At 60.3% G+C, this 21,688-nt stretch carries 12 protein-coding genes; 9 read left to right on the top strand and 3 right to left on the bottom strand.

Translation table 11 applies throughout. From position 1 onward, the window contains the following. The first annotated feature begins 81 nt into the window (after positions 1 to 81). From RWS31_RS04900 to RWS31_RS04875, 6 genes are all read left to right on the top strand, one after another. Positions 82 to 1,593, top strand: a complete 1,512-nt coding sequence (locus RWS31_RS04900; protein WP_314596481.1) for an ABC transporter substrate-binding protein — start codon at positions 82 to 84, stop codon at positions 1,591 to 1,593. Positions 1,594 to 1,628: 35 nt separating this feature from the next. Further along, positions 1,629 to 2,954 (top strand): S-layer homology domain-containing protein, encoded by a 1,326-nt coding sequence (locus RWS31_RS04895; RefSeq protein WP_314596480.1) that lies wholly within the window; start codon positions 1,629 to 1,631, stop codon positions 2,952 to 2,954. Positions 2,955 to 3,110: 156 nt separating this feature from the next. After that, positions 3,111 to 4,184, top strand: coding sequence for a Fic family protein (locus RWS31_RS04890; protein WP_314596479.1), 1,074 nt, complete (start codon positions 3,111 to 3,113; stop codon positions 4,182 to 4,184). Positions 4,185 to 4,214: 30 nt separating this feature from the next. Next, positions 4,215 to 5,753: an HD domain-containing protein gene (locus RWS31_RS04885; protein ID WP_314596478.1), complete on the top strand. Its 1,539-nt coding sequence runs from the start codon at positions 4,215 to 4,217 to the stop codon at positions 5,751 to 5,753. 12 nt (positions 5,754 to 5,765) lie between these two features. Further along, positions 5,766 to 7,787: a polyphosphate kinase 1 gene (gene ppk1, locus RWS31_RS04880; RefSeq protein WP_314596477.1), complete on the top strand. Its 2,022-nt coding sequence runs from the start codon at positions 5,766 to 5,768 to the stop codon at positions 7,785 to 7,787. Positions 7,788 to 7,896: 109 nt separating this feature from the next. Continuing rightward, on the top strand, positions 7,897 to 12,222 hold the full coding sequence (locus tag RWS31_RS04875; RefSeq protein ID WP_314596476.1) for an autotransporter subunit beta: 4,326 nt from the start codon (positions 7,897 to 7,899) through the stop codon (positions 12,220 to 12,222). Positions 12,223 to 12,498: 276 nt separating this feature from the next. Here the strand turns inward: RWS31_RS04875 and RWS31_RS04870 are convergent, their stop codons facing one another. The 3 genes from RWS31_RS04870 to RWS31_RS04860 all read right to left on the bottom strand — a co-directional run bounded on the left by RWS31_RS04870 (position 12,499) and on the right by RWS31_RS04860 (position 15,173). Beyond that, positions 12,499 to 13,425, bottom strand: a complete 927-nt coding sequence (locus RWS31_RS04870; RefSeq protein ID WP_399553735.1) for an MBL fold metallo-hydrolase — start codon at positions 13,423 to 13,425, stop codon at positions 12,499 to 12,501. Beyond that, the gene (locus RWS31_RS04865) at positions 13,422 to 14,273 is read right to left on the bottom strand and encodes a hypothetical protein (RefSeq protein WP_314596475.1); all 852 of its coding nucleotides are present in this window, start codon (positions 14,271 to 14,273) and stop codon (positions 13,422 to 13,424) included. Before RWS31_RS04865 ends, RWS31_RS04870 begins: the two co-directional genes overlap by 4 nt. A 225-nt stretch (positions 14,274 to 14,498) precedes the next feature. Continuing rightward, positions 14,499 to 15,173 carry a uracil-DNA glycosylase gene (locus RWS31_RS04860; protein WP_314596474.1) on the bottom strand — a complete coding sequence of 225 codons (675 nt, stop codon included), beginning with the start codon at positions 15,171 to 15,173 and terminating at the stop codon, positions 14,499 to 14,501. Between the two features lie 154 nt (positions 15,174 to 15,327). Here RWS31_RS04860 and RWS31_RS04855 point away from each other — a divergent pair, with 154 nt between their 5' ends. From RWS31_RS04855 to RWS31_RS04845, 3 genes are all read left to right on the top strand, one after another. Next, on the top strand, positions 15,328 to 17,541 hold the full coding sequence (locus RWS31_RS04855) for a GGDEF domain-containing protein (RefSeq protein ID WP_314596473.1): 2,214 nt from the start codon (positions 15,328 to 15,330) through the stop codon (positions 17,539 to 17,541). Beyond that, complete coding sequence (locus tag RWS31_RS04850; RefSeq protein WP_314596472.1) at positions 17,523 to 18,869, top strand: tetratricopeptide repeat protein; 1,347 nt, start codon at positions 17,523 to 17,525, stop codon at positions 18,867 to 18,869. The genes RWS31_RS04855 and RWS31_RS04850 overlap by 19 nt, the downstream gene beginning before the upstream one ends. A 915-nt stretch (positions 18,870 to 19,784) precedes the next feature. Continuing rightward, entirely contained in the window at positions 19,785 to 21,599 is a 1,815-nt protein-coding gene (locus RWS31_RS04845; protein WP_314596471.1) for a ShlB/FhaC/HecB family hemolysin secretion/activation protein, read from the top strand. Positions 21,600 to 21,688: the final 89 nt, after the last annotated feature.

Genomic DNA, 21,688 nt, shown 5'->3' with positions numbered 1-21,688 from the left:
TTCCTGCAAGGAGACGGACGTGGAAGCGTCCGAGATTTATTCAGGAAAATGCTGCTGCATTTTCCACGGGGAGGTTTATTCATGAAACGTATCTTTACCGCAATCTTCCTCATCTGCACCCTCCTGGCCTTCACAGGCTGCGGCGGGGGCGGCATGAAGAGCAAGGCAGGGCATCTCAATCTCGCCCTTTGGTGGTTCGGCGAGACACTTGACCCCGCGCACGCCTGGGACGGCTGGACGCTGACGCGCATCGGCGCGGGCGAGACGCTCGTCGCCGTCAACGAGCACATGGAGTTCGTGCCGCAGCTCGCCGACAAATGGGAAAACGTCAATCCGACGACGTGGCGCTTCCACATCCGCCCGAACGTAAAGTTCCAGGACGGCACGGCGATGACGCCCGATCTGGTCAAGGCGTCGATCGAACGCACGCTCAAGGAAAATGACCGCGCGAAGAAGGCTCTGCACGCCAAAGAAATCCGCGTAGACGGAGAAAACATCGTCATCGAGACGGAAGCGCCCAACGCCTCCTTGATCTCGGCGCTTTCCGACCCGCTCTTCATCATCGTCAACACGCAGGCGGACATGTCGAAGGTCGCCTCCACGCCCGTTCTCACCGGACCTTATACCATCACGGAATGGAAGAAAGGCTCCGAGATTCAGATGAAGCGCAACGAGCACTATTGGGACGGCAAACCCGGGCTTGACACGGTCACGGTCAAACTCTTCGAAGACGACACCTCGCGTGCCATGGCTCTGCAGTCGGGCGAGATCGACCTCATGCAGCGCATGACGGAGGCAAACCGCAGCCTCTTCGCAGACAAGCCCGATTATACCATCTACGAGACGACAGGCGTGCGCGTCTTCATGGTCACGCCATACCAAGGCGATGGCATTTTCACGGACAAGAACCTCAGAAAAGCGCTCGCCTACATGCTCGACAACGACGCCCTCGCCAAGTCCTACGGCAATTCCGTAGCAGCGGGCGAGCCATTCCCGCCGAGCGTCCCCTACGGGCACACAGGACAGAAGGTCACGTACGATCCGGCGAAATCCGAGGCGCTCTTTGCGGCGGCAGGCTGGAAGAAGAACGCGCAGGGCATGTACGAAAAGGACGGCAAGTCCCTGACGCTCCGCTTCGCAACCTGGGGCACGAAGACAACGCTCTACGAAGCCATCGAATCGCAGCTTCGTGCCGGCGGCATCGATGTGAAGATGGTTCATGTGCAGGAGCCGGACAAGGTCGATGAAGTCGGCGGCTTCGACCTGCTCGAAGAAGATTGGTCCGTCGCGACGACGAACGATCCGTACCCGTGGCTGCGCGGCATGCTCTACTCGAAGAGCGGCAAAAACACGAACCACAGCCGCTATGCCAGCCCCGCCTTCGACGCCATCATAGACGAGATGGCCACGGCGCTCGATCCCGCACAGAAAGACGCCCTCGTCATGAAGGCGGCGCAGCAGATCATGGAAGATCAGCCCTCAATCTTCCTCATCGTGCCGACGACGACCGTCGTGGGCAAGTCGAACGTCAAGAACGTCAAGATCTTCCCGCTCGACTACTACCTGCTGACGAAGGACATCACGGTCGAATGACCCGGAAGCAAAAAGAAAATGAAAGGTTGTCGTTCATGAAAAAATATATATGCGGCGCAGCTCTCAGCGCCGCCATCCTCGCCTCTTCCGCCCTCGCCTCTGCGGCGGTGAACCCCTTCAGCGACGTGCCCGCCGATCACTGGGCGTATGATGCTGTCGCTCAGCTTGCCGACGACGGCGTCATCGAAGGGTACGGCGACGGCACTTACCGCGGCCAAAATGAAATCACGCGCTACGAGATGGCGCAAATGGTCGCCAAGGCCATGGCGAAGGAAGATCAGGTCAATGCACAGCAGAAGGCCATGATCGACCGCCTCGCTGCAGAATTTGTTGAAGAGTTGGGCACCCTCGGCGTTCGCGTCGAAAATCTTGAGCAAAAGGTGGACAACGTGAAGTGGGAGGGCGAGCTTCGCTACGTCCACCTCTCGCACCGCGACGAAAATGCCGCCGGCGCGACTGACGAGCATTCAGTCAACACGCTGCAGCTGCGCCTCCTGCCCGTCGCCACGGTCAACGATCACTGGAAAGTGCGCGCGCGTCTGACCGGCTCGGTGAAGCTTGCAGAAGATCAAGCGAGCAACGTCGCCCTGAGCTACCTCTACGCCGACGGCAACTACGGCAATCTGCGCATCCAAGCAGGCAAGATGTCGCACTTCTGGTCGTACTCCGACGACGGTCTCGTCGCCGACTCGTGGTTCTCGGGCGCGATCTTGACCTACGGCACAAAGACGAAGGTCATGGTCGAAGGCGGACGCTGGAACATGGGGAACGCCGCCCTCAGCATCTCTGGCAAGGACAAGCTCGGCGGCCGCACGGCCTCGGACTACACGGCGAATCACTACGCCATCGGCGTCGACCATGCGACGGGCAAACTGCAGGCCGGCGTCGCCTACCGCCACTATGATTCGGACGTGTTCCAATTCCTGCCCGCCTATCGCGACGGCGCCACGACGGACAAGGCGGGCATCCTCTCCGTCGGCGGCAAATACAAGTTTACGAAAGATGTCGCCCTCTCCGCGCACTACGCGAGGAATCTCGAAGCGGACAACTACAACCAGTCGGCAGACGTTCAGCTCAACTACAAAGGCTCGAACGTCGTGAGCCCCGGCTCGTGGGGCATGTACCTCGCCTATCGCCACCTCGGCGGTTACAGCACGCTCATGCCAACCTACGAGCTGCACCGCCAGACCTACAAGATCCCCGTGGCGGGCGGCGAGTACGGCACGAAAGGCTGGGTCATTGGCGTAAGTTACGCGCCCATGAAGAACACGAACATCGACATGGCCTACTTCCACGGCAAGTCACTCGGAAGCGACCGCAGCGCGAAGACCTTCTACACGCGCGTGCAGATGTTCTGGTAAGGCCTGGGAAAAGATTTATATGAAAACAGACGCCTCAGGAAAAATCCTGCGGCGTCTGTTGTTTTGCGGCAAAGACATGGACATCGTTCGTATGATCTCCATCAAATCGTTGTTATCTCCATCATTTGATGATAAAATGATGGAGATACGATCAATATGAAGGAGATCTTTATGCGAATCTTTGACTATAAGGAAGCACCCAAACGACTTATCACGCCCGAAATCGTTCGCCTTATTGCTTCCATCCATGAACATAAGGGACGTCAGGATCTATTTCTCGAAGCAAATACGGACGAACTGCACACGCTCCTGGATGCCGCTATGATTCAGAGCACCGGCTCTTCCAATCGCATCGAAGGTATCTTCACCAGCGATCAGCGGCTTAGAGAACTTGTCCGTAAAAAAGCAGAGCCGCACAATCGCTCGGAGCAGGAAATCGCAGGGTATCGTGAAGTGCTTGCGACTATTCACGAAAGCTACGATTACATCACGCCTGTTCCCAATGTTATCTTACAGATTCATCGGGACTTATATTCTTACTCCGCAGGAGCGAGCGGCGGCACTTACAAGAATGCCGACAATATCATTGCCGAAACGGATGCACAAGGGCAGCAAAAGACGCGATTCATTCCTGTTCCGGCGTTTCAGACAGCCGAAGCGTTGGAGTCCTTATGCGATAATTTCCGCCAAGCTTGGCGGGAAGGACTCATCGATCCGCTGCTTCTGATCCCCGTCTTCGTCTTGGATTTCCTTTGCATCCATCCCTTCAACGACGGAAACGGACGCATGAGCCGACTGTTGACGCTGCTGCTGCTCTATAAAGCCGGCTATATTGTCGGAAAGTACATCAGCATTGAGATGCTGATTGAAAGGACAAAGGAAACATATTATGAAGCACTGCAATCCAGTTCTCAAAAATGGCATGAAAATCAAAACACATATGAACCATTTGTAAAATATTTCCTGGGAATCATCCTGAAGGCCTATAACGAATTTGAAAATCGCATCCAATACTTGGGTAGAAAAAAATTCTCCAAAGGCGAGCGCATCAAGGCTGTCATCGAGCAAACACTGGGTAAAATTACTAAAAAAGAAATCATGGAGCATTGCCCCGACATCAGCAAGGTCACGATAGAACGCACCTTGACTCAGCTGGTAAGGGATGGCTTCATCACAAAAACGGGAGCAGGTCCATCTACGGCTTATGTCCGAAAAAACAGTATGCTATAATAGAACGAAAGAAAGGAGGCGACACGCCCCATGAAGCAGCGATTCACCTACGGCGTCGTGCATATCGGCTCTGTTCATACGAGCCTCCTCATCGCATCGTTCGCCGCGCTCGACGATGTCGAGATCATCGAGCGCGTGCGCAAGGAGACGCGGTTCGGCGAGGAGGTGTTCCGTCGCGGGCGGCTCTCCTTTGACTCGATTCGCGAGCTTTGCCGCATCCTCGCAGGCTTTCGCCGCCTTCTCACCGACTACGGCGTGACGCAGGTCTTCGCCATCGGCACGTCCGTCCTGCGCGAGGCGGAGAACCGCCTCGGCATCCTCGATCAGATTCGCATTCGCACAGGCTTTACGGTTGAAGTCGCCGACATGACGCAGGAGATCTACTACAAGTTCTTTGCCCTGAGCCACGAGCTTTTGGAGAACGCGGAGAACTTCGGCGAAAAGCCCGTGCTGCTCATGGACATCACGTCGAGCGGACTCGGCCTCACGGGCTGGCAGGCGGGCAGGCTGCTCTTTCAGCAGAACGTCGCGAGCGGCAGCCTGAGCATCCTTGAGCATTTCAGTGAGAAGGAACGCGAGAGCCTGACATTTCCCTCTGCCGTGCGCGACTACATCCACGCGACACTCTCGCCGCTCTGGCCGAGCATCGAGCATCATGCGATTCGCCATCTCGTGCTCTCGGGACTCGAAGCGCGCACCGTCGCCGCCCTCCTCGCGCCGGGCGCGAAAGGCGCGTATACATTCGTAGAGGGCGAGGACTTCCTGCGCTTCCTCGACTCCTTCGCGGGGCTGACGCCGCAGAAGCTCATGACGCGCTGCGCCATCACGGAAAGCCGCGCCCATCTCCTGATGCCGACACTGCTCCTCTACGGCGAAGTCGTGCGTGCGACGCGCGTCAAGGGCATGTTCCTCATGGGCACGACATTTCTCATGAGCTACAGCGTCTATCGCGGCGCACAGCTAGCAGAACTTTCGTGCCTCGCCGAGCAGGAAGAGCGCACCGTGCAGCTCGCACGCACGACGGCGGAGAAGTACGGCTCGACGAGAGAGCACTGCGCGCGCGTCGAGCGGGCGGCCACGGAGATCTTTTGCGCCTTGGGCGGCGCACATGGGCTTTCCTCGCGTGCACTCTTGCTGCTCAGACTCAGCGCAATCCTGCACGAGACGGGAAAGTTCATCAACCTGCGCCACTACAGCCTCTATTCCTATCAAATCATCATGGGCACCGACTTCTTCGGCGTTTCCGAGGCAGAAAAAGAAATCGTCGCGAGCGTCGCCTACTACTACAACCGCGAGAATCCCGGCAGCAAGGATGAGCACTATGCGCGCCTTTCGCACGAGCAGCAGGTCACGATGCTCAAGCTATGTGCCATCCTGCGGCTTGCGGACGCGCTCGACCAAGGGCACAGCGGCAAGATTGCAAAGCTCTCCGTCAAGCTCTCGAAGGAGGAGCTTTGCGTCCGCTTCGAGGCGGAAGAGGACATCTCCCTGATTCGCTGGACATTCGCACGCGCCGCCGCGCTCTTTCGTGAAATCTTCGGCATCGAGCCTGTCCTGTGCAAAGCGTGAGGAGGAATCGTCATGGACATGTTGAAAAGAGCCTATTTCCTGAACCGCGAATGTTCGTGGCTGAGCTTCAACCAGCGCGTCCTCAAGGAATCGACGCGCGAGGAGAATCCTCTGTTGGAGCGCCTGCGCTTCATCGCCATCGCCTGCTCGAACCTCGATGAATTCTTCATGATCCGCGTCGCCGGTTTAAAGCACCTCGTCGCGAGCGGCGTCGCGCACAAGGACATCGCGGGCCTTTCTCCCAGCGAGCAGATGCTTGCCGTCTCGCGCCAGGCGCACCGCCAATACCGCGCGATCTATCGCTGCCTCGCGCTCGTCACCCGGGAACTCGCCGCCGAGGGCATAGGCTTCGTGCGCCCCGAAGAGCTGACGGGAGAGCGAGCGCTGTGGCTCGCGGAGCTTTTCGAGCGCGAGATCTATCCCGTCGTCACGCCCATGGCGCTCGACCCCGCGCACCCCTTTCCCTTCCTCGCGAGCCGCAGCCTGAACCTCGCCGTGAAACTTCGTCATGCGGGCGAAAGCGCCGAGCGTCTCGCCATCGTTCCCGTGCCCGCGCCCGTGCTCGATCGCCTGTGGAAACTGCCGGGTGAGCCAACCTTCCTCTTTTTGGAGGACATTCTGCGCTTCTTCGCCGCACGCTTCTTCACAGGCTGGGAAATCGTGCAGACGGCAGCCTTCCGCCTCACGCGCGACGCCGACCTTGACATTCGCGACGACGTCGAAGACCTCTTGGCAGAAGTCGAGAAATCGCTCGAAAAAAGGCGCAAGGGCGCAGCCGTGCGCCTTGAGGTCGCCGAAGACTTTCCCTCCGATCTCCTCGATTTCCTCAAGGAGCAGCTTTCCCTGGAGGAAATGGACGTCTACCGCGCGAAAGGCCCTCTCGGCGCCGCATTCTTCGCCGCGCTCGCCAATCTCGCGGGCTTCGACCGCCTGCGCTACCCGCGCTTTTCCCCGCGCCCGGAAGAGCTTGCCGCCGAAGGCGACATCTGGCAGGCGATTGAAAAAGACGACATCCTCGTGCACCATCCATTCGACTCCTTCGCCATCGTGGAAGGCTTCCTCGCCCGTGCCGCCGCCGACGAGCGCACGCTCGCCATCAAGCAGACGCTCTACCGCGTCGCAGGCGACTCGCCCATCATCGCCGCGCTCGAAGAGGCCGCGAGAAACGGCAAGCAGGTCACCGTGCTCATGGAGGTCAAGGCGCGTTTCGACGAGGAGAACAACATTCTCATGGCGCGCCGTCTCGAAGAAGCAGGCTGCCACGTCATCTACGGCATCTTGGGGCTCAAGACGCACTCGAAGATCACGATGGTCATACGGCGTGAAGAAGACGGCATCCGCCGCTACTGCCATCTTGCGACGGGCAACTACAACGGCGCGACGGCGAAGATCTACACCGATGTCGGCCTCTTCACCGCCGACGTCCTCACGGGCGTCGACGCCTCGGCGTTCTTCAACTTTCTCTCGGGCTTCTCCGATCCGCCCGTCTGGAATCGCCTCGCCGTCGCCCCGCTGACGCTGAGGGAGCGCATCACCGAGAGCATCGAGAGGGAAATCGCGCACGCCAAGCGGGGTGAACGCGCCTACATCGCGGCGAAGATGAATTCTCTGCTCGACCGCTTCATTATCGCCAAACTCTACGAAGCCTCGGCGGCAGGCGTCGAAATCGACCTCATCGTGCGCGGCATCTGCGTGCTGCGTCCCGGACTCAAGGACGTCAGCGAAAACATCCGCGTGCGCAGCATCGTCGGCCGCTTCCTCGAGCACAGCCGCATCTTCTGCTTCTATAACGGCGGCAAGGAGGACGTCTTCCTCTCGTCCGCCGACTGGATGCCGAGGAATCTCAACAACCGCATCGAACTCATGACGCCCGTGCGCAAAAAGGCGCACAAGAAGCGCCTGCTCGCGCTCCTTGCCACATACCTCGCCGACAACACGCGCGCCTGGCTCATGCATCCCGACGGCAGCTACCGCCGCGTGCGCCGCGCCAAGGGCGAGAAACCGCGCGCCGCGCAGGAGGAGCTGATGAAATAATTTCGTTGTGACCCTCTGGTTGCTCAGATGGGAAGAAACTGCTATAATGAATCGAAATATCTAGTTATAGAAAAAGTTTCACGTCTAAAGACCCAAGAGGAGAAAACGAATGTCCAACAAGAAGTCCTCGCGCCCATCCTTGGCGCTTTTTACAGCGATTGCTCTGAGCGGCGGAGCATTCTTTGCGCCGTCCTTCGCCTCTGGGGCGGATGTGACGATCGACAGCACGCATCCGCCCCAGAGGAATGTGCCGAACCCCGATGATCCCAGTACGCCGAACAGTGCGGCGAGCGTCGGGACGGGCAGCGAGGATGCGTCGGGCAACAGCTTGACGGTCGATCGGTATCAAGAGGATACGCTGAGCGTCTTCGGTGGCGTCGCCCGAGGCACGGGAAACGCCGACGGTAATACGGTGCGCATCAAGGGCGCGATGACGGAGATCGCCTCCGTCTATGGCGGCGCGGCATGGGGTACAGGTCATGCGAGAGAGAATCGGGTTCGCTTCGATGCAGGGACGATGTCGTTTGCCGAATGGCTGGTCGGCGGCTACGTCGGACGCAGCGGCAGGGCGGAAGAGAACACCGTCGAGGTGAACGGCGGCAAGGCGGAGTCCCTTTACGGCGGCTTTTCCAACAGCACGAATGCGACGGGGCGAATCCATAAGAATCATGTCGTCATTCGGGGCGGGACGATTGCGGGCAAGGTCTATGGCGGCGCGTTCGGCGGCGCACATGCCACGGGCGATGTGACGCACAACACGGTCACGATCACGGGCGGCACATTGAAGAAAGACATATGCGGCGGCTCACTTGAAAAAGCGGATTCCACAGGCAATGTGGCGCACAACGAGGTCACCGTCGCGGGCGGGGTCTTCCGGAAGGACGTCTACGGCGGCTATACGCGGCGCGGCGGCGCTCTGACGGGGAATATCGTCACGATCACGGGCGGCGAGCTGAATAGCGTCTATGCTGCGTATTCCGCCGGCAATGTCAGCGAGATCAAGGGAAACGTCGTCAACCTCGGCGACGGGAAAAATGAGATGAAGGTGGGCTATCGGATCGCGAAGTATATCTTCGGCGCATCGGGCGGCAATCGTGCATCTTATGCGGACAATACGCTCAACGTCAAGGCGAGTGCCCGAGCGAAGAACATCGTCAATTTCGACAAGGTCAATTTCTATTTTACTGATACGCTGCAGCCGCGCCTCACGCTGCGCGATTCGACGGGCACGAAGTTCAAGAGCCTCAAGGATATCGCCATCTATGGCTCGCCGAGCACCCCTGCGGGCACGCTGATCGAGAACGACACGTCGGGCGGCGTCGTCGTGCGCGACGGCGTGAACACGGTCGTACGAACGGGCGATACGGCGGAGGTCACGCTGGAAAAGGACGCGACGGGCAGGAAGATTCTCTATTCGCGCTTGATCTTCAAGGGCGCGACGACGGCTGAGAGTGACGGCACGCATATATGGGGCGGCCGCTCTGCCATCGGCAACACGACGACGGGCAACGACGTCGCGCTCGCAAACGGCAGCTATGCGAACGCCTATGGCGGCTGGACGACGGGCACAGGCTCGGACGCCGCCGCCGACAGGCTCGGCGACAGCACGGGCAACAAGATCACCGTCAGCGGCACGGCTACGGTCACGGGCACGGTCTACGGCGGCTATACCGATGCCGCAGGCGGCAAGGCGTGGGGCAACAGCGTCACGATTGAGAGCGCCGTGCACGATGTCGTTGGAGGCGAAGGAGCGGGCGAAGCCTCGGGCAACATTGTGAACATCCGCGCGAACGCGGCAGCCGTCACGGGCGGCAGAGGTGCGGTGGCGAACGGCAACATCGTGAACCTAGGAAATGTCACGGTCGCCTCCGTCACGGGCGGCGAAGGTGCGACGACAAACAACAACGAAGTCCATCTCAACGGCAATGTGCGAGTCACAGACGCACTCAAAGGCGGCTCGCAGGCAAGCGGCATGGGCAATACGCTCAGCGTCAAGGGCAAGGGAAACAAGGCGGAGGCAATCACTGGCTTCCAGAAGCTGAAATTCGATGCTGCAGGCCTTGCCAAGGACGATACGATGCTCGAAGTCACAGGCATGGGCGAGACCGCGGTCGATTGGGCAAGCCTCACGGCGACGGGTACGGCGGCGAAGCCGCTCACGCTCCTCAAGAACGAACAGGGCATCAACCTCGCGCACTACACGGGCGCGGCGAAGTCCGAGACGAGCGATGAGGCGGAGATGAACATCGACGTTCGCAAGACGGGCGCACGCATCACTGCCATCACCTACGAGGGATATCGATTCAAGGGAGCGACACAAGCGACACGAGAAGGAAGAGACGCCTACGGCGGCCGCTCCAAGGTGGGCAATTCGACGCGCGAAAACGAGATCGCGCTTTCGAGCGGCACACACGCGAACGTCTATGGCGGCTGGACAAGCGGCGTAGGCACGACGGCTCTGGACAAGGGCGCGAGCTATGAGAACAAAGTCAAGATCAGCGGCACGGCGACGGTCACGGGCACGGTCTACGGCGGCTATACCGATGCTGCAGGCGGCAAGGCGCGGGGCAACACCGTCACGATCGAGAGTGCTGTGCACGATGTCGTCGGAGGCGAAGGCGCGGGCGAAGCCTCGGGCAACATTGTGAACATCCGCGCGAACGCGACAGCCGTCACAGGCGGCAGATCCACAGGCGCGGCTTCGAACAACCGCGTGACGCTCGGAAACATTACTGCCGTCCGTGTTGTAGGCGGCGACGGCGGGACGACCGCAGAGGGAAACACCGTCAGCCTCGATGGCACGACCGTCACGAATGATGTCATAGGCGGCAAAGGTGCGGCGGCGAACGGCAACGCTGTGAGCCTCAGCAATACGCACGTCAACGGTGCGGTCATGGGCGGCCATGGCACGGTGCAGAGTGACGGAAACACCGTCAGCTTGCAGAATACGGCGGTCAATGGTGCAGTCACGGGCGGTGAAGGCACGGCGACGAGCGGCAACATCATCCATCTGCGCAACACTGTCGTCAACGGCATCGTCACGGGCGGCACGGCGTCGGGCGGCGTGGACAACACGCTCGCCGTCTACTACAGTGCAGGCACATCCTCGATCCATGATTTCAAGGGGATCGAGAACCTCCGACTCGATGTCGAGGATGCCCCGACCGACGGTACGGCGCATCCCTTGCTCAAGCTCACGAATGTCAGCGGCGGCAGCAAGAATCTCACGAACATGACGCTCGACTTCCGTCGCAGCGGTGCCGCAAGGAAGCTTCAGGCAGGCGATTCATTCACACTGCTGGAGAACGCGAGCGGCAAGATCACCGTTGGCGAAGGTGTCACGATGAAGGGAACGGACGGCATCGCGCACGACTGCCTCTTTGCGATTGCGCCCGACAAGGCGCATCCTGAGAGACTCCGGGCGACCGTGACCAAGACGGGCGTTGGCGAGACGGCAAAATCCCCCGTGGAGACGCGTGCGGGTCTCGCGAACTTCGTCAACCAAAGCGCGGATTATCTTGTGGAGAGCGGTTTTACCGCCGCTGAAATGTCTGCCGAAAGTGGTGCGGAAAACGCAAGTGCCGACGACACGGCAGAATCATCTTCCAAGGACACGCAGCGCAGGACGGCTGCGGCAGATTCGGCGTCCTATCATCTATGGGCAGGTGCAGGGGCCAATGCCATGCGTGTGGAGAGTGGCTCCTACGTTGACTCCAAGGGCTGGAATCTCGGCGTTGGCTGGGCGCGTGAAGATGCGGCGAAGGGCGGCACGAAGCGACTCTTCAGCCCCTTCGTCGAATACGGACGCGGCACTTACGATTCCTATCTCGACAATGGCGCACACGGCAGCGGCAAGCTCAGCTATTTTGGCCTCGGTGTCCTGGGCAAGCTGACGCAGCAGGACGGCCTGTGGTTCGAAGCCTCCGCACGCGCAGGCCGTGCCAAGAGCGACTACAGCCTGCATGGCGAGAATGCCGGATACGACGGCTCGAATACCTACTATGGCATCCACCTCGGCGTCGGCAAGACCTTCGCGCTGCAGAAGGGCGCTTCCCTCGACGCCTATGTGCGCTATTTCTGGTCGCACCAGGACGGTATGTCGGTGAAACTGCGCGGCTCGGGCGATGCCTACGACTTCGCCGACGTCGACTCGCATCGCCTGCGCCTCGGCCTCCGCTACAGCAGGAAGGACAGGAGCACGGGTGAGTGCTATGCCGGGCTGGCCTGGGAGCATGAATTGGGCGGCGAGGCGAGCGCGAGCGTCGGCGGCGACGCAGCGCCCAGCCCGAGCCTCAAGGGATCGAGCTGTATGCTCGAAATCGGCTATCGCTTCCTGCCGCAAAATAGCCGCATTAGCTATGATTTCCACATCGATGGCTGGCAGGGAAAGCGCAAAGGACTCAGCGGCGGCGCTGCTATTCAATGGACATTCTAGAGCAGGTCTGACGCTCTGAAAAACAAAAACAGCCTCTTGCGACAGGGAGAATCCATGTCGTGAGAGGCTGTTTTTACTATGAAGCCCCAAGAGGTCAAGACGAAGGCGTAGAGCGATTGGCTAGGCTTCTGTAAGGGCGGCGCACAATGTCCACGAAGTGGACGTTTGTGCGTGTAGCTTATGCAGGAAAATCGCTATCGACGCATCGCGGTGCGCAGGCGTGACGGTCAAGAGCCGCATCCGCGCTCTGCGGCGGTGTGGCCGTCGACCGTCGACCTACGATTCTTGAAGAGCCATTTGCGTAGGGCGGCGCTCATCGAACCCCCAGCAGGTCGGCACATCCTGTGCCGCGAGCACGATGTTTTCCTGCTGGACGTTCTGCTGTGCGAGAATCGTGCGCACGGTTTCCTCGACGAGTTCGGGGCGGTTGTTCTCCTGACTCATGTGCGCGAGGAAAACGGCGCGCGGACGCTTCTTGAGGCGCACGAGCGCCCAGGCCGCCGCGCTGTTCGACAGGTGACCGCGGTTCGAGAGGATGCGCTGCTTCAAGTGCCACGGATAGGATCCGTGCTGCAGAAGTTCGCGGTCGTGGTTGGCTTCCAAGATCAAGGCGTCCGCGCCTTCGATGGCGGTCATGACGTCGTTTGTCAGAAAGCCGAGATCGGTCGCGAGCGCACACTTCTCGCTGCCGCAGACAGCGTAGCCGACGGGCGAGACGGCGTCGTGCAGCGTGGAAAAGCTCTTGATCGAGACCGCGCCGAGCATGACATTTCCAGTGAGCGGCGTGAACGTGTCCTCGGGCACGGCAAGGCTCTCCCTTATGGCGCGGAGCGTCGCGGGAGGCGCGAAGAGCGGCAGGTGATACTGCTTCAAGAGCGTTGGCAGTCCCTTGATGTGGTCGCTGTGTTCGTGCGTGATGAAGACGCCGTCGAGGGCGGCGGCATCAACGCCGAGGTCGGCGAGCGAGCGCGTGATGCGGCGTGCGCTGATGCCGGCGTCGATGAGGAGGCGCGCGCCGTCCAGCTCGATGTACGCAGCGTTTCCCTTGCTGCCGCTCGCGAGCATGGCGACGCGCAGGCCGCGCTCGGCGCTCTTCGGCACAGTCTCCTGCTGCTGCACAGGCTGCGCTGCCATCGCACAGGCGCGCGCCGCGAGAGACTCGGCGGCACGCAGGAAGCCGCTGCTCGTCATGGCGCCGCTCAAGGACGCTTGACCCCGTTCGGCAGAATGAGGAAGGAGGCGCTTCTTTTTTCAGCGAGGAGCGAGGGCGGCTCCTTTTGCGCATTTTCCTCGGCGTCCGCGATCATGGTCCGCTGGCTTGCTTCCTGCAGGCGCAGCAGCCCTTCCATGAGGCTGATGTCCTGCTTCTTTGCGAGCGTTTCCAAGGCGGTCGCCGCGTGCTGCAGGAATTTTTGCAGCTGGTGCGTCTGCTCGTCCTGCTTGCGCTCGCGCTCCTTCGCTGCCTCGCCGTTGTCGCGCTGTGCCGTATCCAAGGAAGCGATGCGCCCAGAAAGCGCTTCATGCTCGCGCTCGATGTCTTCGGCGATCTGCCCAGCCGTCTCCACGAGGCCGATCTCGATGGCGGAGTGGCGCTTTAGGAGGTCAGCGAATCCCTGCTCCTGCGTGCTCGCCACATACTGCAGGGTGAGCGCGAGGGAATCTTTGAGATCCTGCGCGCCCTTTTCCTGCGCTGTGTGCAGTGCGGCCATCTGACGTGCGATCTCCTTCTGTATCATCGTGCCGAGCGCGCTCGTGTCGATGCCGTGAACGCTGCGGAAGGCGGATAGGTCGCGCGGCAGGCTGCGGGCGAGAGCGTTGATCTCGCGCACGAGTCCCGCCTGCATCGCGTCGAGACGTTCAGCGAGCGTGCGCTCGACCTCGTCGATGCGGCTGAGGATGGAGCGCTCGCGACGGATCGAGTCGCGATCCTGCTGGCGGCGTGCGTCGTGCATGTCGTCGATCGCTTGCTCGAGCTCTTCGAGCCGCTTTTCCAAGTCCTTCTTGTCTTCCGCGGTGATCAGCCCTGCCCGCGAAAATATGCTCTTGCCCATCGAAATGCCCTCCAAAACGAAATGAACGGGACAGGTGAACCCGCTCTGTGAGAATGTCCGACACGCAGGCATTCCCTAGTCGATAATATGATACTATTTTGATGCCTGTTAACCAGTGTAACAAAATGTCGCTTTATGTGCAATAAAGTTTTGCAAATGTGCCGAATCGCAGCGTGAATTAACGTTATGTATCGCTTGCATTGGTCTCTGGTTGGTCGCTACAGATCAAACATCGGGCAGCTGCCAGTCGATCGGCGTCTGCCCCGTGCTTTCGAGGAACGCGTTGGCGCGGGAGAAGGGGCGGCTGCCGAAGAAGCCGCGGAAGGCGGACAGGGGACTCGGGTGCGCCGATTCGATGACGGCGTGCGGCGGGGCGGCGATCATCGCCTTCTTGCGGCGTGCGGGCGCACCCCAGAGGATGAAGACGAGGGGCTTTTCGCGTGCCGATAGCAGCTCTATGATGCGGTCGGTGAACTGCTCCCAGCCGTGCCCGTGGTGCGAGGCGGCGGCGTGGGCGCGTACGGTCAGCACGGTGTTCAAAAGCAGCACACCCTGCTTCGCCCACGGCGCGAGACAGCCGTTGTTCGGCGTCCTGCAGCCGAGATCGTTGGAAAGCTCCTCGAAGATGTTCTTGAGCGACGGCGGCGGCTCGACGCCCGCCTGCACGGAGAAGGAAAGTCCATGCGCCTGCCCCTCGCCGTGATAGGGATCCTGGCCGAGGATCACGACCTTCGTTTCGGCGTAGGATGTGTAGTGGAGCGCATTGAAGATCGCATACATGTCGGGAAAGATGCGGCGTGTGCGGTATTCTTCGATGAGGAAGCGGCGCAATTCCTGATAGTAGGGCTTTTTCATCTCGTCGGCGAGCAGGTCGCCCCAATCGTTCTGGAAAATCTTCATAGCGGTCTCTCCTTCTTCCATATTTCTTTTCCATCATTATAGCAAAGTCTGGGATTTTATGTAGTGAAAATTCAGGAAAAATCTGCTATACTATAGTCAGTGTCAAACTGTACATTGGGCGGTTCGTCCGAGAACTGCAGGAGAGGTGTTGGAAATGAATCCCATCATGCGCTGCGGCATCATCTTTTTTTTCTTCCTGCTCATGCTGCTTGCGCCGCAGTGTCTGCTCCATGCGATGGATTCTGGCCCTGTGCTGCGCGTCGGCTGTCTCGATGTCTCATCCTTTCCCGACGGTTCGCCCGAGCGGCTGCTGTTCAACTACGCGAAGCGTTATCTCAACGAGGTAGCGCGCAGCACGGGCTGGCAGTACGAATATGTGGAGATGGACGAGTGGATGGCGCGCGAGATGCTGCGCGAAGGGCGCATCGACATGTACTTCCCGGCGCGCGAGATGCCCAGTGACGAAGGTGCGTTCTCCTTCAGTGTGGACAGCGCGACGTATTCGATTCTCTCCCTCTATGTGCGTGAGGACTCCTCCCTTGAGACGAACAACCCCGCCGTGCTGGCCAACATGCGGATCGGCGTGCTTCAGGACGGCCTGTATTCCTATGCGCTGACGCCGCTCGTGCGCGAGCAGGGCGTGCGCGTAGACATCGTCGAGCATCAGACCGCCGAGAGGCTGCACGAGGCGCTCGCGCGGGGCGAAGTCGACGCCATTTTGGACAGCGCGAGCCGTCGAAAGGACGGAGAGAAGCTGCTCCTGCGCGTGGCGCTTATGCCCGCGAAGTTCATCGCGGCGAAGAAGCGGGAAGGGCTGCTGAAAAATCTCAGCGATACGATTCTTTATACGGAAAGGGTCAATCCGAGTTTCGAGACGTATCTGGGCAAGGCCTTTCTCGATCGGGCGCAGAACCAGCTCGTGCGCTTCAATGCGTCGGAAAATGCCTACCTGGCGTCCGCGCCCGACCTGCGCGTCGTCTACATCGGCGGCCATGAGCCAGTCTTTGGTGACCGTCTGGAAAACGGTGTGCCCACGGGCATCTATCCGAGCATCCTGCAGGCGCTCGGCGATACGCTCGGCCTGCGCTTTCGATTCGTGCGCGCCGAGGACAACGAACATGCTCTGAAGATGCTGCGCGAGGGCGAGGCGGACATCTTCTTCTGCGTCTACAACAACCTGCCGTCGATGCGGGATCTTTTCTTCACGGCGACCTTTGCGACGGAAGATTTCTCCTACGTCGTGCGGCGCGGCGCGGGCGACGTGCCGACGGGGACAGCGCGGGTCGCACTGCCGCGCTGGTTTCACGGCATGCGTACCTACCTGAATATGCAGCATCCGAACTGGCAGATTGTGCCGGTTGACGAGCCTGCCGACTGCCTGCGCATGATCGAGGAGGGCGGCTGTGATTTCGCGCTTCTGCCGTCGCTCTTTCTGCAGCAGAGCAGCCTCCTGTCGATGCACCCGAGCCTTGTCGTGCTCGCGAGTCATTCGGCGGAGATCCCCGTGAGCATCGCGATCTCGGGCGAGCAGCCGCGCGTCCTGCAGTCCGTTCTGACGAAGGGCATCTTGAAGATGGATCCGCGCCGCGTGCAGGAGATCGTCAACGAGCACATGATGGGGCGTCTGACGCTGACCGCTATCGTCGCGCGCTATCCGATGCAGACGGTGGCGCTCGCCGTCATCTTCCTGCTCTCCGTGTTCGTCGCCGTGTTCCTCATTGAGCGCTCGCGTGCACAGAGACGCCAGTCGGAGGTGCTGCTCGCGAAGAATGAGGAGCTGGAAAAGGCGGTCGAGGAGCAGAAGAAGCTGATGCGTGCGCGCGACATCTACAAGCAGGAGGCGGAAATAGACCCATTGACGGGGCTTTTGAACAAGAAGGCGATCCAGTCCGCCTGCGAGGAGATGCTGGCAGGCTCCTTGAAGGAAGGGGCGGTTCATGCGTTCTTCGTCATGGATCTCGACCACTTCAAGGAAATGAACGACACCTACGGCCATCAGGCGGGTGACGACGTTTTGCGCCGCTTTGCGCAGGAGGTGCGCTCCATCTTCCGTCAGTCGGATCACGTCGGGCGTTTCGGCGGCGATGAGTTTACTGTGCTCATGCCGAATGTGACGACACTTGTCGCCGTCGAGCGCCACGCGCGTCAGCTCATGACGGCGGCGCAGGAGCTTGAGGTGCGCGATGACCGCTCGTTGCTCTCCGTGAGCATCGGCATAGCGCTCGCGCCCCTGCACGGCACGACCTACGACGATCTCTTCATGGCGGCGGATGCGGCGCTCTATGATGTGAAGCGTGCGGGACGCAACGGCTGGAAGATTTATGATGCGAAAGAGGATGGAGGGGTTTTATGCCCGAAGGAAGAATGATGGGGAAGATGCGGCGTCTTCTGGCGGGAGTTTCCCTGGCGGCGCTTCTCGCCGCATGTGCGGGAGCGCCCCTGCCGTCCGTGGTGCAGGCGGCGCAAGGGACGCCCGTCTTCGCCGTGCAAGGCGCACAGGCGGTGACGGACATGGGCGCGAAGAAGGACGCCGCTGCGCCCGTGTTCGTCGCCCGCCCGCACTTTGCGCCAGATCTTCCCGCCGAGGTCAACGAGAAGGCGGCGTCAGAGGTGCGCTTCTTTATTGCCGAGCCGCTGACCGAGCCGATCTTGGAGGAGGAGGCGCCGCCCGAGAGCGTCGAGATCATGGGCGCGGCGGAAGCGACGCCCGAGCAGATGGCGGCTTTCATCCGGCGGCGCAACCCGCAGCCGAAGCTTGCCTGCTCCGTCGAGGAAATCGTGCGACTCTACTACGAGGAGGCAGGGGCGGAAGGCGTGCGTGCCGACATCGCCCTTTGCCAGGCCTTGAAGGAGACGGGATTCTTCGCCTACGGCGGCGACGTCCTGCCCGCGCAGAACAACTACTGCGGTCTCGGCGCGACGGGCAACAAGGCGAAGGGCGCGTACTTCGCCACGCCGCAGGAAGGCGTGCGCGCCCACATTCAGCACCTCATGGCATACGCGACGACCGAGAGGCCGCACGCACCGCTCGTCGATCCGCGCTACGATCTCGTGCGCCTCTACCGCACCGACATCTACGGCAAGATCAAGAGGTGGACGGGACTCAACGGCGTCTGGGCCGTGCCGGGCACCTCTTACGGGCAGGACATCCTGCTGCTCTGCCGCGAGGCGACGACGCCCGACGCGAGTGACGCCTCGCTCGCCTTCGCCGAGAAGAAGCTCGCCGAAAAGAAAAATGCCGCCGCCTACGTCTATCGCGCCATCGTCTTTGCGAAGCGCGGCGAGAGCGAGAGGGCGGCAGCTGACTTGGAGGCGGCTCTTCGGCTCTCGCCGAAGAGCGCGGCAGCGCTCTATGATCGTGCACTCTTCTTCGCGGCAGCGGGCGATGAAAAGCGTGCGAAGGCCGACCTCGAAGCACTGATCAAGGCGCATCCCGACTTCGCCTACGCATGGTACAACCTCGGTGTCATGAACCTCAAGGCGGGCAGGAACGATGCTGCGATGCGAGAGTTCGAGCGCGTGCTCGCCCTCGTGCCGCAGTCGGCGAACGCCCAGAGCAACATCGGCATCGCCCTTGTGCGCGAGAAGAAGTACCGAGACGCGTGGCGAGCCTTCGCGCAAGCCGCTGAGATCAACACGACGAACCCGACGGTGCTGATGAATCAGATCGTCTTCGCCGCGTGCCTGAAAGAATAGGCGCGGGCTTAGGAAGCGCTGATAAAATGAGGTCGCCCAGATTTGCACAGATGCGCTGTATCTATCGAGGAGACAAACCGCAGGCGTAGCGGTGCTACGTCGAGGATTTGTCGACGACGAGAGGACAGCGCAGATGTGTGAAGATGGGTGGCTGAATTTATCAGTGATTCCTTGACGCAAGGCGCAGCGTGTCGTATAATGAACGTGAAAAGGGTGCTACCGATAAACGGCCAGCCCCCGTAAGACTTAATTGAGAGAATCCCCCGCCCAAGTCGGAAGCTAGTGGCGGGGGATTCTTATTTTACCATGAAACCCCAAGAGGTCAAGCCGAAGGCGTAGACCGATTGGCTAGGTTTCTGTAAGGCGTGAGGACATATGTACAGCGTGCCTCTTTGATGAGACCATCGCAGGAAGCGGCGTAAAGGCAAACCATATCACTTGGAGTGACGGCTGAACATATGTCCTGAAAGTTTGCTTTTAGCGCAACGATGGAGATCGTTACGAGGAAAACGAACGACAAGAAATCGTACAGTTCCATAAGCAACGCCCCCTTTCTGATTGACTCAAGAAGCAAGCTTGAATCAGTCGGATGTGGCAATGTCCCACGAATCGCACGCGAAGGGCGTGGTTCGCGCCGGACGTTAACCATTGAGGGGCTAAGAATCGGCCGCCTACCGTCTGAGTAGCACCATCTGTATTATAGCATACGGCAGGCAATTTGGGGATGTCATTTGAAATGAGAACCCTCGCCCATGCATGGGTCAAAACTCCTGATTTTTACAAGACTACACAGAAATAGCTAATATCTACTAGGAAAAAAGCCCGCTGTATGCTAATATATAGCATACAAGTGCGGTTGATACTTTTGCAAACCGTCGTGAAGAACGATTGCAAGTCATGGAAGGAACGATGCGAATGAAGATGCAGGATGCAGAGAAAATGCGGCACAGGCCTTTTGTCGCAAAGCGATGCGGGCGTCTGTCCTTTGCCGTCACACTCGCTTTGCTCAGCGCTGTGCTCGCCCCTTTTTGCGCTGAAGCGGGAACGGTTTCAGATGCGGCGGGCGATGCACAGCGTGCCATGGTGCGTGCAGCGGCGGGCGAAGCGCCGATGATGGGCGCGAGCGCCGCCGACGTGCCGAAGACCGAGGGAGCGGAGGCAGCCGCCTCGCCGAACGTGACGCAGACGGGCGTGGAAGCCCCTGCGCCGCGGCAGGCAGAGCAGCGGGCTGCGGAGAGCGCGATCCTCGTGCGCCGCTACACGTTCTCGGGCGAGAACCCCGTGACGGATGAAGAGCTTCGTGCGCTCCTGCAGCCGCACAAGCTCAAGTACGCGCGTCTCACCGACCTCGAAGCGCAGGCGGCGGAGATCACGAAATACCTGCGTTCCAAAGGGTACTTCGTCGCCTTCGCCTACCTCGCGCCGCAGGACTTCGCGGAGGGTGCGGTCGACTTCACGATCGTGCCCGGCCGCTACGACAAGATCATCATCAACAACCATTCTTATCTGACAGAAAATGCTGTTCGCCGCGAAATGGGGCTTTCCTCGGGCGAACTCGTGAAGAAAGCGCCGCTCAACCGCGGCGTCTGGCTGACGAACGACCTTTCGCGCGTCGAGGCGCGCACACAGATCAAGGCGGGCAGCCGCCAGGGCACGTCGGACATCGTCATCGACGTCAAGAACAAGGGCAACCGCATGTGGGGCTACGTCGGCGTCGACAACGGCGGCTACCGCTATACGGGACGCTACCAGTACAGCGCCTTCGTCAACTACGCGAGTCCGTTCCGCGAGGGCGACCTCTTCTCCGTCGGCGGCATCGTGTCGAACGGCGGCATGTGGTCGGGATCGGCTTCCTACTCGACGCCGATCGCCAAGCAGGGCGAACGCGTCGGCGTCAGCTACGCACGCTCGCACTATACGCTAGGCGGCGCGTTCTCTGCGCTCGACTACACGGGCACGTCGGAGACCGTGAGCCTTTGGTGGCAGCACAATTTCCGGCGCAGCCGCGACTTCAACCTCTACGGCACGCTGCGCTTCGACTGGAAGGATCTTGAGGACGAAGCGAAGGGCATGGCGTACAAGAATCCCAAGGGAGCGAAAAACTGGGTCATCGGCATCAACGGCGACAACCTCGACCATATCTGGACGGGCGGCCGCAACACCTTCGCGCTCAATTACACGTATGGTGATCTCTCCATCGACGATGCTGTGCAGCGCCAGTACGATGCAGCTACCGCACGGACGGCAGGTCATTTCGGCAAGTGGAATTTGAACTTGACGCGCCTGCAGCACATAGACGATCGTCTCTCGCTCTACCTCTCGTACAGCCGCCAGTGGGCGAACAAGAACCTCGATTCCTCGGAGAAATTCTCGCTCGGCGGGCCTTACGGCGTACGCGCCTACCCCGTCGGCGAAGCGTCGGGCGACGACGGCTGGCGCTGGACTTCGGAGCTTCGCTGGAACTTGCCGACGCGCGAGGGCGACGAGAATATATGGCAGCTGATTGCCTTCGTCGATGGCGGTCATGTGAAGCTCTATCACGACGGCTGGGCGGGCTATACAGGGCCGCAGAGCCGCAGCCTCTACGGCGCGGGCGTCGGCGTGAATTGGAGCAATCAGGCGAACTGGGTCGCGCATCTGCACTACGCTTGGAAGATCAGCCATGAAGAGGCGGTCTCCGACACGGATCGCAGCGGCAGATTCTGGTTCCAACTGTATAAATTCTTCTAAAACGACAATAGAGAGCCGGGCGGTCGGCATGGCTTGACCTCCCGGACGTTCAAGGGAAGCGCTGATAAAATGAGGTCGCCCAGATGTGT

Origin of the sequence: uncultured Selenomonas sp. (genome assembly GCF_963528755.1) — a bacterium.
Lineage (GTDB): Bacteria > Bacillota > Negativicutes > Selenomonadales > Selenomonadaceae > Selenomonas.
The sequence above is the reverse complement of the archived record's forward strand: the minus strand, read 5'-3'. Positions and strand labels throughout refer to the sequence as shown.